A 13,765-nucleotide genomic window follows, 5' to 3' on the forward strand; every position below is an offset into this window, starting at 1 on the left:
TGCAGCAACATCTGTATCTGTACAATTAGGACAGCCGGGTGCGGGGGTCCGGCGTTGCTGATGTAGCTTGTACTGTTACTGCAAACGGTGTAGTTTGAAGTGCAGGAACATCAAGTGTAATAGTATAAGTTACCGTCTGGCCGTTTGCCAGTGAGGCTATGGCATCGTTAAGCGGCCCGGTTCCGCTGCTGCCGTTGCTGCCTGTCCATGAATAAGATGTTACACCTGCAGGTATTGCACTAGTAACAACAACACCTGTGGCAGCATTAGGACCAGCATTAGTAACCGTTACATTATAAGTAGATGCCGCACCCGGAGTGTAAACCAACTGGTTGTTAGTGTTTGTAACAACAATATCGGCTCCTGTAGGAGGCACATCTGTATCAACACATTGCGCACATGCAGGAACAGGGTCATTAGGCCCCGAAATTTGGGTAGTACTAACAAGGTTTCCCGTTTGCCCTGTAGGGACAGTTAAAGTTATAGTATATGTAACTGTTTGTCCGACAGCCATGTTAAGAATCTGGTCTACCAACGCAGCATTTGTACCCGAGGAACCATTTGAACCAGTCCATGAAAATGCTGTAACCCCGGCAGGGATGGCATTCTGTACACGCACATCTGCCGCCTCAGGGCCATTATTGGTAACTGTAACCGTATAAGTAGAAGTTCCGCCCGGGGTATAATAACTTTGGTTATTGGTATTTACCACAACAATATCAGCTTTGGGCTTATACGTAACTACAGGAGCAGGCAAAGGCATATTGAAACCTAAAGGTATCCTTATTCTTACTGTATATATAATTGTCTGGTTAACATTAATATTGATGGTATTGTCAATTTGCTGGTCATTTCCCGAAAAACCATTTGTTGCACTCCAGGAAAATTTAGTGTACCCGGGCGTATAAGTAATTCCGCCAGGAAGTGCATTGAAAACATTTACCTGTGCCGGCATAGGCCCGGTATTTGTTATAACTATATCATACACCATTTCCTGGTTAGTTTGGTATGCCATGGTAGGGTTTGTATTATACCAAACAATGTTTGACTGGGCATTTGCTATGAAAGTTGCCAGAAAAAACAATACTGCGAGTAAAAATCTCCTCATAAAGCTAATTTTTTAATTGCATTCTCTTATTTAAGAACATCAGTTAAATCTTTATAAACTAAATGTTATTAAAAATAAAAAGCCAAATATAATTATTCATTGAAATATTGCCTGTTAATTTTTGAATAATCACAAAATACCTCACAAATTCATATATAAATAACGGCTTCTTTATCTTAATATCAGATAAATATATTAACAGCTGTTTTACTTTTTACCCTACTAATATTTAACTTTTATTGTTTGTACCTTTGTGTCATAAATTTTACAATATGGAAAAAATAATTATAAAACCCACACAAAACCCTGCTATACTGAAGTTTGAGTTTAGCAATTTTATTACACGTACGGGTAATCACGAATTTAAAAATATTGATGAAACGGCCAATTCGCCACTTGCAAAACAGTTGTTTTACCTGCCTTTTGTAAAGACGGTTTACATTTCTGGGAATTTTATTGCTATTGAGCGTTACAGCATCATTGAGTGGGCAGATGTTCAGGACGAAGTGGCAAAACAGATTGAGGAATTTGTAAACAACGGCGGAGAAATACTTACTGCGGAAACAGAAGGGCCAAAGAAAATTCCGGTGACTGTTTATGTTGAAACCACTCCCAACCCGGCAGTGCTGAAATTTGTGTGCAATAAACTGCTTACAAAAACACCTGCTGAATTTAAAAATATTGATGAAACCGGCGCATCTCCGCTGGCAAAAGAGCTATTCCGCTTTCCTTTTGTGAAAGAGGTTTTTATGGATGAAAATAATATCTCCATAACCAAATATGCGGTAAATGATTGGGATGAAGTTACCGGAGAAATCAGGGCGTTCATTAAAAAATATATTGAAGAAGGCAATGAAGTAATTAATGAAGCATTGCTGCAGCAGACTCCACAAGCCGAAAAGCAGCAGGAGGCTTATTTTGATTCTCTTGATGTGACATCACAGCGCATTATCAATATACTTGAAGAATATGTGAAACCTGCCGTACAAAGCGATGGGGGCAATATTGCTTTTGATTCTTATGATGAGGCTGATAAACGCGTAAAAGTCATACTCCAGGGTGCCTGCAGCGGCTGCCCGTCATCAACTTTTACCCTCAAAAGCGGTATTGAGAATATGCTTAAAGATATGCTCAACGATAACGAAATAAAAGTTGAAGCGGTAAACGCATAAATTAAATCCCTGCTGCAGCAGGGATTTTTTTATTTAGGCACACGCTGTTCTTTCTTTATTACTGTATTTGTTTTTTCGTTGTATTGTGCAGGTTCAACCTTGTCATATGTTTTACTAAACACTTTTATTTCAGGGGCTTCGTGTGTGCCTTTAATCATGATTGGTATACCGATGAGCCCCCCCGGCGGCAATCCTAACCTCATCCTTATGTTCAGAATCCCTCCAAAACTGGTTGTCCCCTGGATTTTAGGCCTGAACCCGGCCACTGAGAATGTGAAATCATCAATCTGGATGAGATTGTTATCAATAGTAGTTTTCACCTCAATTCCCTTGATGTTGGGGTTATTGAGTTTGTCCTGCCCTGTCTTTTCACTTACACCGCCAAACAGTTTAAGCCCGGCAACTTTTACATCGCGAACAAAAATTGTACCTCCGCCTTCAAGTGATTCCATAATAGGGCTCATGTTGCCGTCAAGGTCGCCCGCTATTTTATAATCAAGAGATATGATGCCTTCAGCTTTTTCTGCGGCAGTTACCATTTCCCGAAACAAAGGAATTTCGTTGTAAGCGCGCTTCACGTCAAAATCTTTTGCACGGAGGTGTGCGTTAAACCTCGCCGAAGTTGGTGATTCATCATCATATGCAGCATCAATTCCAACCTGGCAGTCAATGATGTTGAATGTTGTATTTTCTAACAGGAATTTACCTTTACTTATACCAACCTTCCCAATTAATTTATTCAAAGTTAGGCCTGTATATTCAACTTTATCTGCATTTGCAATAAGCGATACATCAAGGTTTGTTGGTAAAACCACTACTCCGCTTTGTTTTGGGTTTTGCGCTTTTGCTGTTTCAACATCTGCTTTTCTGTCTGTATTCTCACCTTCTTCAAGCGCCATAAACTCATCAACATTTATGAGTTTGGACTTCATGTTGAAGGTACCGTGAAGTGTACCGTTCGATTCTAAAAAGTAATTTATAGTATTAAGCAAATGTCCGTTTATTGCAAAATCACTTTTACCATAGCCGGCGGTAAACTTATCAAAAAACATTTTTTCCTGAAAGAAGCTGAAGTATCCCTCCCTGATTAAAAAGGCTTTCGGGAAAAGTTCACTCGTTGCTTTAATGTTCTTCAGGATAATGTTACCCTTGTTGTTCAATTTTTCATACTGCCCGGTTGTTGCGTAGCTCTCCCGTCCTTTCAGTGATACATCTGCCTTAGCATAACCCTCAACGTCAAGGCCTTTCTGTGCAAAGACCTTATAAATACGCCCAATATTAAGCTCACCTTTCGCGTTCAGGTCATAGTAAGTGTCATCAAAATCAGAGAGAACGGCTTTTACATAAACGGGATTACCTTCAAATACAAACGATGCAGGAGTTACCGCAACTTTCAGGCCCTCAAAGGTTCCGGCAGCATTATCAGCATTTACCACAAATTTTATATTTGTGATTGGGTTAGGGTAATACTTTGTTTTGAGCCAGCCGTTTTGCAGGTTAATGCCGCCCTTTGTTTTAGGAAATAATCGTTTTTCAGCATCGTAAATCCCCTCAGCTTCAATATCGGTTTTAAGATTACCTTTCAGGTCAAAATCTTTAAGCCCTATTGCCTGGTCAAGCGTGGCAAGGTTTAACGTTCCTTTAACATTTGCTTTCAGTTGCATTTTTGACATCCCCTTTGATTGTAAAAACGCATGGAAACTATCTTTATCGCCAACATTAAAATCTAGCGCTTTTAAATACACTTCCATCTGTTCTACATCAAGTGCCGGCAATTTTGCTGAAAGATCGAGCTTAAGATTTGAAAGCGGCACCGGTGCATCCTCATATTCAATAAAACCATCACGCACTTTCATGCTAACACCCAGATTCGGTTGTTGGTTAGTTGCGGCTTTATATCTTCCCTTGAAAGAAATATTCAGGTCACTACGGCCTTTTATCCGGGTGTCTTCCATCCAGGTTAAATATTGCGGCGGAAGCACAGAGAATAAGTCAGCCAGGCGGTTGTCTTCACTTTTTGCATCGAGGTTGATGTTGTATCCATCGCGAAGTATGGTGAATTCCCCGGTAAATTCAACCGGCAGCCTGTTAATGCGCAATTCGTTCTTCTGTAATATAAAGGATAGCGAGTTGGTATTAATACGGGTTATCAAATCTGCGCGAAGGCGTTTTTTCTCAAGATAAGCGATATTATCATAAATGAAATCAACCGAATCAATTTCGGCATCGGTTTCTAAGTCAAAAACTGCCTCGCTGAAACCGCCTCTGCCTATATAATTGAACCCATGCGCGTCAACCAATACTTTTGCAGAACGGTCGGCATACTTCACATGGCAGTTCTCAAATTCAATACGGTCAAGCTTTATCGCCGTGCCTTGTTCGTTCAAAGTATCTTTAGGCTGGTCTTCAGGCGCTATGTAAACATTATAATTTGCCTGTCCTTTTTCATCAACCATAACATTAATGAAAGCATCAGACACATACAGCTCGTCAATCTTTACTTCACCGTCAAAGATCAGGCGTTTCAGGTTGATTCCAAAAGCCACCTGGTCGGCACGAAGCAGTGTATCTTTTGCAAAAGGCTGAGAACCCATAAGCGAAAGTTCGTCAAGCGAAACCGTCAGTGACGGAAAATGAGTAAAAAATGACAGTTTCGATTCTTTAAAATCAAGTTCTCCGGCAAGGCTTTTATTGGCCAGCGCCTTAACCTGCTGTGCTACCTGCCCCGGAAAGAGCAGCGGGATAAGGTAAAGCAGGAGGAGTACCGAAGCTATAAATATGCCCAGGCCCTTGAGCACTTTGAGTGATATTTTCTTTACGCGCGCATTCATTACCATTAAATTTATACTAAAAGTAAGTATTTACTTTCATTATAACAGTCTCATTTAACTTCACCTTAATAAATTTGGGCTTGTCAGCGTTTTAAGGTATTTTTACGTTTCATCAATTAAAATCACTATGAAAAAAGCGTTTTTAACCATAACCCTCATAGCTACACCTCTTATGTCTTTCAGCCAGGAAAACAAAGCCGTTGCAACAGGCAATAACCCGTTGCTCACTTCTTATTCAACACCCTATGAAGTCCCGCCATTCCACCTGATAAAAAATGAACATTTCAAGCCTGCAATCTTAGAGGCAATCCGTATACATGATGGTGAAATAAAAGCCATCGCAGAAAGTAAAGCTGCACCTACCTTTGAAAACACAATTGTAGCCATGGAAAATGCAGGCACACTCCTGAACCGGGTGAATACTGTTTTTAGTAACCTCAATGGCGCTAATACTAATGATGACCTGCAGCGTATAGCGAAAGAAGTAGCGCCTGAACAAAGCAAGCACCTGGATAATATTTTCCTGAATGAAAAGCTGTACGCCCGTGTGAAAAAGGTATGGGACGAGCAGAAGAAATATAACCTTAATGGCGAACAGGCCCGTATGCTGGAACGCAAGTACAAGGCATTCCTCCGCAGCGGGGCCAACCTCGATGCCAAGGGTAAAGAACGCCTCCGCGAGATAAATAAAGAACTGTCTGTACTATCCCTAAAGTATGGCGAAAATGTTTTGGCAGAAAACAATGCCTACCAGCTTGTAATTGATAAAAAAGAGGATTTGGCGGGATTGCCTGCAGACCTTATAAGCGCTGCTGCAGATGAGGCGAAAGCAAAAGGCAAGCCGGGTAAGTGGGTCTTCACGTTGCACAACGCCAGCGTAATGCCTTTCCTGCAATATGCTGATAACCGTGAGCTACGCAGACAAATATGGACTGCCTACCAAAAGCGCGGCAACAACGGCGGCGCAACCGACAATAAGGCAGGTGCAGTACAAATGGCGAACCTACGTAATGAGAAAGCAAGGCTGCTGGGATATAAAAACCATGCTGCTTTTGTTTTGGAAGAGCGTATGGCACAAACTCCCGAGAAGGCCTATGCCCTGCTTGACCAGCTTTGGAAACCGGCTTTAGCCAAAGCAAAGGCTGAAGAGGCCGACATTAAAAAGCTGATGGCTGCTGATGGCATTAAAGGCGATGTGCAGCCATATGACTGGCGCTATTATACTGAGAAAATACGCAGGCAGCGTTATGCGCTGGATGAAGAAGAGCTTAAGCCTTATTTCAGTTTGGAAAATGTGCGTAACGGAATTTTTAAAGTGACTGAAAACCTTTATGGGCTACAATACCGCCAGCTGAAAGATGTGCCGAAATACCATGAAGACGTGACTGTTTGGGAAGTGACGGAAAAAGACGGCAAACATATAGGCCTGCTGTATATGGATATGCACCCGCGTGAAAGCAAAAAGGGGGGGTGCCTGGATGACATCATACCGCAAGCAGCAGATGAAAGATGGCAAGCGTGTAGCGCCGGTTATCTCAATCGTATGCAACTTCTCTAAGCCGGTGGGCAATGCCCCTGCCCTGCTTACTTTTGATGAAGTAACCACATTCTTCCACGAGTTTGGCCATGCATTGCACGGACTTTTGAGCAACGTGGAATATGAAAGCCTGGCAGGCACCAGCGTATTTACCGACTTTGTGGAACTGCCATCGCAGATAATGGAAAACTGGGCTGCGGAGCCGGAAGTGCTGAAAATGTATGCGAAGCATTATAAAACCGGTGCCGTTATCCCGGATGAATTGATCAAAAAGATGCAGGCTGCCAGGACTTTCGACCAGGGATTTGCCACGGTAGAATACCTTGCAGCGTCATATCTTGACATGGCTTACCATACGCAGACTGAACCGCTAAAGCAGGACCCGATAGCCTTTGAGGAAGCTGCCATGGAGAAGCTTGGCCTTACAAATGCTATTATTCCACGTTACCGCAGCACCTACTTTACGCACATATTTGCTGGTGGTTACTCTGCAGGCTATTACAGCTATATATGGTCGGGCGTGTTGGATACCGATGCTTTCCAGGCATTTAAAGATAAATCGTTATTTGACACTGCTACGGCAAAATCGTTCCGCACCAACATACTGGAGCGCGGTGGCACAGCCGATCCAATGGTGTTATATAAAAACTTTCGCGGAGCCGAGCCTAAGATTGATGCGTTGTTGAAGAAAAGGGGGTTGGAGTAAGTGCCTTAGAGACTGAGCAACTAAGCTACTGAGCTGAGCTTCCATCATTTGCCCCTGACTTTAGTTAGGGGCTCAAAGAGAGTGAATTGGCTTTAGCCGAATACTTCATTGGAAAAATTTGGCTAAAGCCAATACCTGATTCAACCGTCAACCCTTGACTAAAGTCAGGGGCAAATGATGCCAGTCTTCGTGCGGTAGTTTGTGTTTAGGACACCCCGCCCTTCGGGCACCCCTCTGAAAGAGGGGAATAAGCCCCCTTAACCCCGAAGGGTAAACAACTTTATTCACTAAACATTCTTTATGAACCTTTGAGCTGCTTTGCGAATCTTTGCGGAATTAGCACGAGTGAAGCTAACCTCAGTACCTAAGCCCCTCAGGATCTCAGGTACTCTAACCGTGATATACCCTGCTAAAAACTATCTTTTCATCTTTAATCTCCAGTACTTCGGCAACCTGCATGTCGGGTTCACCGTCAACGGTGCGGGTGTATTCCATAAAAACTCGGTAGTTGTTTGCCGTGAGGGTTTTCACTTTATAGTGTAATGTCGGCAAGCGGTCAAACGCATCCTGCCACCAGCTGCGCAGGGCGTCTTTACCTTTTACAAGGCCTTCGGTTTCCGGCCGGTGTATTTTCAACTTGGGGCTGAAATGTTCCGCATCATCAGCATATAAATCCAGAAGCCTTTCAAGCGCCTGTGCATTAAAAGCATCAAACCAACGCATGGCTATTTGTTCGTTGTCCATAAAAAGATCCTTAGTGCCTGAGATAGTGAGTATCTAAGGCTAATAGTTAATAAGCAGAGGTGTGGTGTAGAGACCTCAGGTTCTAAGGAACTTAGGTACTCAGGCACTTTCCTTAAATGTTCTTCAGATTAATGATTTCCTGTTCCGTCAAAAAGCGGTAGTTGCCACGCGGCAGGTTCTTTTTGGTGAGGCCTGCGAATGATACACGGTCAACCTTAAGCACATCATATTTAAAGCTTTCAAATATGGCACGTACCACTTTTACATTCGGAGTGCGCAGCTTCAGGCCTATTTCTGTTTTCGGTTCGCCGTCAATGTAGCTTATCTCGTCAATATAAAGCCTGTGCCCGTCAAGCGTAACACCCTGGCTCATCTTCTCGAGGTCTTCAAACTTCAGGTTACGGTCAAGCGACACCTGGTATATCTTTGGCGACTTTTGGTTGGGCTGGGCGAATTTACGTATCATGTCGGTATCGTTGGTGAAAATCAACAATCCGGTTGTATTTTTATCCATACGCCCTATCGGCTGCAGTTTTGCTTTTGTAGCGCCACGCACCAACTCGGCAACGTTACGCAAATCTCCTTCATCATCACCTGATGTTGTGAAGTTTTTAGGCTTGTTAAGCAATATGTATTCTTTCTTTTCAGGAGTGATTACGCGGCCATCAAAGTCAACTTTGTCATTCAGCTGCACTTTGTAGCCCATTTCCGTCACGACTTTGCCATTCACTTTCACGTTCCCGCTCTGTATGTATATATCCGCATCACGGCGTGAGCACATGCCACTGTTGGCGATGTACTTGTTCAGGCGCATCTCGTCAGGATTGGCTTTTACAGCAGGTTTTTTAGCAGGCGCAGGTTTGTCGGCAACAGGTTTTGGCCTCGGGTAGCCTGATTTCTTTGCAGACACTCCCGGTTTTGCAGATGCAGCACTTCTTTTATCGGTTGCCTTCTTTGCAGGTGCACTTTTCTTCGCAGCTGTAGTTTTCTTTGCTCCGGTGCTTTTAGACGGCCCTTTGCTGTTACCCTTGTTCATAGCGTGAATATTTCGTACAAAGATAGTCGATTTAAGTTGGAATGTTGAAAGTTATAAAGTTTGAAAGTCTTGTTGTCGAAAAATCGAAATAATCGAACCTAAATCTGCGCAAGCAAATTCCTTCCATTAACCAAAACCTGCGGATCTATAAGCACAATACAGAACACCCCGGTTACAATGAGGAGCTTTAGTATGTTGTGCAGATGAGTGTATTGCAGCTGTGTTTCCGCCTGCCATAGCTTTATCAGGAAATAGATGATAACCATCATACCTGCGTAAAAGTAGATATCCATATAACCTACATCATACACGCTGATAAGAAGTATCACAGGTAGTAAGGTAGTAAACGTAAGTAGTGTGATGATGCGCTTGCTCATCCGCTCGCCAAACATAACCGGGATAGTACGGTAGTTATTGGCAAGGTCTCCCGTAATGGTTTCAAGGTCTTTGATGAGTTCCCGGGTGAGGATAAGCAGGTATAGGAATGTAGCGTGCGCAAATATTACCTCGTAAAAATTTTTGAAATACATTAGAATACCGAAAAAGGGCAGTACCGCAAGCAATGCCGCAGTAAGGTTACCTATTACAGGGTACTTCTTTAGCTTGTGTGAGTAAAACCATATCAAAAAAATATAAGCCGAGAAGAACACAGCAGCCCTCCAGGACACGATGAACGCCAAAAGCACCGCAAGTATGTTTAGTGCGAAGTAAACGTGTAGTTTCGTTTCCTGACTTACCAAACGGTCGAGCATAGACTTGTTTGGGCGGTTAATCAGGTCTTTCTTTGCATCGTAAAAATTATTGATTATATATCCTGAAGCGATAGATAGCGATGATGCTAATACAATTAAAAACAGGTTAAGGTCGAGGATAACATCAAGCGCACGTGCTTTAGGATTCAGGATAAAAATAGCCGAAAGGTACTGCGCTAAAATTATAATCGGGATATTATAGCCTCGCACCACCGAAAACAGGCTGAGGATTTTTAACCATGTAAGCCTGGCCTTCCTGGATGACATAAAATGCGGTATTAAAACTGGTAAACCACCTCTACCTTGTGCCCGTCAAGCGCTTTTTTGGCCCTGTCAATATCCGGGGCAAAGCCAAGGATGTAACCGCCGCCGCCTGAGCCGCAAAGTTTCAGGTAGTAGTCATTGCTTTCAATGCCCTTTTGCCATAGTTCATGGAATTGCTCCGGAATCATTGGCTTGAAGTTATTGAAAACTACTTTTGAAAGCTTCTTGGTGTTCGAGAAAAGTGACTTTGCATCCCCATGAAGAAAGTCATTAATGCAGGCATCTGTATATTTCAGGAACTGGTTTTTAATCATGGTACGGAAACCTTTATCTTTGAGGCTTTCCATAAAAATCTGTACCATTGGCGCCGTCTCCTTTACAATACCCGAATCAAGCAGGAATATTGCGCCCTTGCCTTCAAGATTCTGCATCGGTATGCCTGTAGCCTCGATATTGTCGTGAGAGTTGATAAGGATCGGGATGCTCAGATAACTGTTAAGCGGGTCAAGCCCAGAGCTTGTACCATGAAAATACGACTCCATCTTACTAAAGATAGTCTTTAGCTGAAGCAATTTTTCACGAGTAAGGTTTTCAAGAACGGTTATCTTATTGTTGGCATACTGGTCATAAATTGCAGCAACAAGTGCGCCGCTGCTGCCTATGCCATACCCCCTGCGGAATGCTGCTGTCAAAATACATGCCTGCTTCCACATTAAGCTTTAGCGTATCAAGGTCAAATGTTACCAATTCCGGCTGCTCTGCCTTAAGCTGCTCCAGATGCTTTACAAACCCTCGAAGGCTGGCGTTTGATTTTTTGGCAGCTTCGGTTTCGGTATTGTCAACCTTAAGCCCACCATTGTAAAAATTATAAGGTATAGAGAGGCCTTTAGAGCCTTTGTTTATACCATGCTCCCCGAACAGTAGTATTTTAGAGTAAAATAACGGTCCTTTCATCAGGTAATTTTTATTAAAGATACGTAAAAAACGCTACTTTAGTATTAATAGTATTACAAATTTTCAGCGCCCTTGCCAATTTGGTCACAAATGTACTGGTTGTTTTGGCAATACACAAGTAGTTCAGCCTTAATAAATTCCAAAACTTCCGAAGCATATTGCTGTGGATAAAGCACATGCACATTTGCCCCGGCGTCGAGTGTAAAGCATACCGGCACGCCGGTTTTCTGCCTGTATTGCCATATCTTATTTATAATCTCGAGCGTATTCGGTTTCATCAGGATGAAATACGGTAACGAGGTCATCATCATGGCATGCAGCGTTAGTGCCTCGCTTTCCACTACTTCAATGAAAGCATTTATATCTCCTTCAGCTAATGCTTTTTTTAATTTTGAAAGATTGGCATGTGCCTGCGTAAAACGCTGCTGCGCAAACGGGTGGCCATTCATAAGGCCGTGGCCAACTGTGCTGCTCACCTGTTTTTCACCTTTGTCAACCAGCAATATCGTATCCTGATAATTTTTAAATATGTGTGCTACCTCACCATCAAACTCTACCCCAAACAAATCAGAACTTCCTGTAATTTCATCATGCTCTCCCCATACTACCATCTCCCCCTTCACACTGCGGCAGGCGCTGCCCGACCCCAGCCTGGCAAGGAATGATGCTTTTCGGTAAAAATGTACATGGGTCATTTCAGGATTAAGCTCACGCTCAAGGCTCATAAGACACATAGCCAAAGCTGCCATACCCGAAGCTGACGATGCGATGCCGGAACTGTGCGGAAATGTATTGCGGCTGTCAATAGTAAAATGATAGTTTTTAATGAACGGTACGTATTGCTGTATTACATCAAAGAATTTTTCAATCTTCGGATGAAAGCTTTCTTTCGGCTGCCCTTCAAACAGAAAATCGAATGAATATTTACCGCTGTTTTCTTTCTTTTCAAATGCCAGCGTTGTAATGGTTTTACATGCATCGAGCGTAAAACTTATTGACGGATTTGCCGGAATCTGGATGCCGGTTTTACCCCAGTATTTTACAAGGGCAATGTTGCTGGGTGCGCTCCAGGTGAAGCAGCCATTTTCAAGTGTTTTTGTGTATGGTAACGGAATAAAATCCTTTTCGTTCATTAGTAAAGATTTGAGGGCAAAGATAAGTGATTTAAAATCCGGCAGTACATCAATCACAAGCATATTATATAACCGGGAATAAAAATTATGTAAACAATGTGGTGTAAATCATATATAACTTTAGTATCCTAAACAATATAATTATGACAGAAGATATGCACCAAAGCAAAGACAGTCACATAATCCCGATGACATCAGTATCGGCAGGCAAAGGCCGTGAAGTGGCTAATGATATTTTTTATTTTACCGACCAGATTGTAAATGTAATTTTTTACGGCGCTCCGGGTACAGATAATTGGGTTCTTGTTGATGCCGGTATGCCGGGCTCAGGCAATAATATTCTTGAGGCTGCGGCAAAACGCTTCAGCAGGACAACACCGCCCAAGGCAATAGTACTTACGCACGGGCATTTCGACCATGTTGGGGCAATTATAAAGCTATTGAAAGCATGGGGCAATATCCCGGTTTATGCTCATGTTGAAGAATTTCCATTCCTTACGGGTGAATTGGCTTATCCCGAACCCGACCCCACTGTTGAAGGTGGAATGCTTGCTAAAATATCGTCTATATACCCAAATGAGCCGATAGATATTTCAGCTGTGATACAAAGGCTGCCGGATGACGGAATGGTTCCTGAAATGCCGGGCTGGAAATGGCTGCATACTCCCGGACACTCACCGGGGCATATATCGCTATACCGTGAAACTGACGGGCTGCTGATAGCCGGCGATGCATTTGTAACAGTGGAGCAGGATTCATTCTATAAAGTTCTGGTACAGAAAAAGAAGTACACGGCCCGCCGCCATATCTTACAACAGATTGGGCAGAAGCTAAAGAGTCTGTGCGGAAGCTAAACGCTCTAAACCCTAAAGTTGCAATTACAGGCCACGGTACACATATGGATGGTGATGAATTAGCTAAAGGCCTGCACAGGCTGGCAGGTAATTTTGATGAGCTTGCCAAACCTAAATACGGCAGATATGTTGATGATAAGTAATTAATCCAGCGGCCGTAATGTATTGCTGTAGGTAATTACAAACGGGCTGCCCTTACCGTCATTATCTTTCATCAGGTATATAAATTTATGCTTTTGGGTTTCTGCAGTGGGCAATACTACTTCGGCTTTTGTAAGGTTGTCAAATATTTTGGTATCGGCTGTATTAATAATCCGTACCTGGTCTGCAATACCTGTTTTAAGATTACTTATCTGGTTGCCGCGGTACAGCGTTTTACCATCAGATGTTACCGTTAGCTGTTCGCCTTTATAACCTTTTGTAAATATTAGCACTGAATAATTCTTACCTGTAGCTTTTAGTGTTCTCAGCAGTTTGTTTTTCTTTGCATCTGTTGTGGCCCTGAAATCATCACGGTACTGCACTTCAGGCTTTGCCGGCTCATCTGCTGCGGGTGCTGCTGCAGCTTTCTTTTTGCTTCCGCAGGCTGAAAGCATAATAGTCATCAAAAGGAATAGAAAAGCTCTTTTCATATTTTTTGATTTAAAATATAAAGGTAATTCCTTACAGCTTTT

Annotated in this window: 12 protein-coding genes and 1 pseudogene; 5 read left to right on the forward strand and 8 right to left on the reverse strand. The window is 42.7% G+C overall.

The window, feature by feature from the left end:
* Nucleotides 1–25: 25 nt before the first annotated feature.
* Entirely contained in the window at nt 26–1,108 is a 1,083-nt protein-coding gene (locus LRS05_RS01220) for a DUF11 domain-containing protein (RefSeq protein WP_257866642.1), read from the reverse strand.
* 272 nt (nt 1,109–1,380) lie between these two features.
* On the opposite strand from LRS05_RS01220, the gene LRS05_RS01225 reads away from it, so the two are divergent.
* On the forward strand, nt 1,381–2,280 hold the full coding sequence (locus tag LRS05_RS01225; RefSeq protein WP_257866643.1) for a NifU family protein: 900 nt from the start codon (nt 1,381–1,383) through the stop codon (nt 2,278–2,280).
* A gap of 29 nt (nt 2,281–2,309) precedes the next feature.
* Here the strand turns inward: LRS05_RS01225 and LRS05_RS01230 are convergent, their stop codons facing one another.
* Nucleotides 2,310–5,111, reverse strand: a complete 2,802-nt coding sequence (locus LRS05_RS01230) for an AsmA family protein (protein WP_257866644.1) — start codon at nt 5,109–5,111, stop codon at nt 2,310–2,312.
* A 127-nt stretch (nt 5,112–5,238) separates the two neighbouring features.
* Between LRS05_RS01230 and LRS05_RS01235 the strand changes: the two genes are divergently transcribed.
* A complete protein-coding gene (locus tag LRS05_RS01235) occupies nt 5,239–6,669 on the forward strand; it encodes a M3 family metallopeptidase (RefSeq protein WP_257866645.1) in 1,431 nt (476 codons plus the stop codon).
* Nucleotides 6,590–7,354, forward strand: coding sequence for a M3 family metallopeptidase (locus LRS05_RS01240; protein ID WP_257866646.1), 765 nt, complete (start codon nt 6,590–6,592; stop codon nt 7,352–7,354). The genes LRS05_RS01235 and LRS05_RS01240 overlap by 80 nt, the downstream gene beginning before the upstream one ends.
* A gap of 390 nt (nt 7,355–7,744) precedes the next feature.
* On the opposite strand, the gene LRS05_RS01245 is transcribed toward LRS05_RS01240, so the two are convergent.
* From LRS05_RS01245 to LRS05_RS01265, 5 genes and pseudogenes are all read right to left on the reverse strand, one after another.
* Complete coding sequence (locus tag LRS05_RS01245; RefSeq protein ID WP_257866647.1) at nt 7,745–8,098, reverse strand: nuclear transport factor 2 family protein; 354 nt, start codon at nt 8,096–8,098, stop codon at nt 7,745–7,747.
* Nucleotides 8,099–8,210: 112 nt separating this feature from the next.
* On the reverse strand, nt 8,211–9,134 hold the full coding sequence (locus LRS05_RS01250; protein WP_257866648.1) for a pseudouridine synthase: 924 nt from the start codon (nt 9,132–9,134) through the stop codon (nt 8,211–8,213).
* Between the two features lie 98 nt (nt 9,135–9,232).
* Complete coding sequence (locus LRS05_RS01255) at nt 9,233–10,153, reverse strand: geranylgeranylglycerol-phosphate geranylgeranyltransferase (protein WP_257866649.1); 921 nt, start codon at nt 10,151–10,153, stop codon at nt 9,233–9,235.
* Between the two features lie 11 nt (nt 10,154–10,164).
* Nucleotides 10,165–11,104, reverse strand: a pseudogene (locus LRS05_RS01260) (mevalonate kinase).
* 53 nt (nt 11,105–11,157) lie between these two features.
* Nucleotides 11,158–12,237, reverse strand: a complete 1,080-nt coding sequence (locus LRS05_RS01265) for a diphosphomevalonate/mevalonate 3,5-bisphosphate decarboxylase family protein (RefSeq protein WP_257866650.1) — start codon at nt 12,235–12,237, stop codon at nt 11,158–11,160.
* Between the two features lie 143 nt (nt 12,238–12,380).
* On the opposite strand from LRS05_RS01265, the gene LRS05_RS01270 reads away from it, so the two are divergent.
* A complete protein-coding gene (locus LRS05_RS01270; protein WP_257866651.1) occupies nt 12,381–13,091 on the forward strand; it encodes an MBL fold metallo-hydrolase in 711 nt (236 codons plus the stop codon).
* Nucleotides 13,079–13,234, forward strand: coding sequence for a hypothetical protein (locus tag LRS05_RS01275; protein ID WP_257866652.1), 156 nt, complete (start codon nt 13,079–13,081; stop codon nt 13,232–13,234). Before LRS05_RS01270 ends, LRS05_RS01275 begins: the two co-directional genes overlap by 13 nt.
* On the opposite strand, the gene LRS05_RS01280 is transcribed toward LRS05_RS01275, so the two are convergent.
* Nucleotides 13,235–13,723, reverse strand: coding sequence for a hypothetical protein (locus LRS05_RS01280; RefSeq protein ID WP_257866653.1), 489 nt, complete (start codon nt 13,721–13,723; stop codon nt 13,235–13,237).
* Between the last annotated feature and the right edge of the window lie 42 nt (nt 13,724–13,765).

The sequence above is a fragment of the Flavobacterium sp. J372 genome (assembly GCF_024699965.1).
Classification (GTDB): domain Bacteria; phylum Bacteroidota; class Bacteroidia; order Flavobacteriales; family Flavobacteriaceae; genus Flavobacterium.

Excerpts from the sequence above, each read along its gene's own strand:
- LRS05_RS01220 (WP_257866642.1), bottom strand. The coding sequence starts at position 1,108 with ATGAGGAGATTTTTACTCGCAGTATTGTTTTTTCTGGCAACTTTCATA.
- LRS05_RS01225 (WP_257866643.1), top strand. The coding sequence starts at position 1,381 with ATGGAAAAAATAATTATAAAACCCACACAAAACCCTGCTATACTGAAG.
- LRS05_RS01230 (WP_257866644.1), bottom strand. The coding sequence starts at position 5,111 with ATGAATGCGCGCGTAAAGAAAATATCACTCAAAGTGCTCAAGGGCCTG.
- LRS05_RS01235 (WP_257866645.1), top strand. The coding sequence starts at position 5,239 with ATGAAAAAAGCGTTTTTAACCATAACCCTCATAGCTACACCTCTTATG.
- LRS05_RS01240 (WP_257866646.1), top strand. The coding sequence starts at position 6,590 with ATGACATCATACCGCAAGCAGCAGATGAAAGATGGCAAGCGTGTAGCG.
- LRS05_RS01245 (WP_257866647.1), bottom strand. The coding sequence starts at position 8,098 with ATGGACAACGAACAAATAGCCATGCGTTGGTTTGATGCTTTTAATGCA.
- LRS05_RS01250 (WP_257866648.1), bottom strand. The coding sequence starts at position 9,134 with ATGAACAAGGGTAACAGCAAAGGGCCGTCTAAAAGCACCGGAGCAAAG.
- LRS05_RS01255 (WP_257866649.1), bottom strand. The coding sequence starts at position 10,153 with ATGTCATCCAGGAAGGCCAGGCTTACATGGTTAAAAATCCTCAGCCTG.
- LRS05_RS01265 (WP_257866650.1), bottom strand. The coding sequence starts at position 12,237 with ATGAACGAAAAGGATTTTATTCCGTTACCATACACAAAAACACTTGAA.
- LRS05_RS01270 (WP_257866651.1), top strand. The coding sequence starts at position 12,381 with ATGACAGAAGATATGCACCAAAGCAAAGACAGTCACATAATCCCGATG.
- LRS05_RS01280 (WP_257866653.1), bottom strand. The coding sequence starts at position 13,723 with ATGAAAAGAGCTTTTCTATTCCTTTTGATGACTATTATGCTTTCAGCC.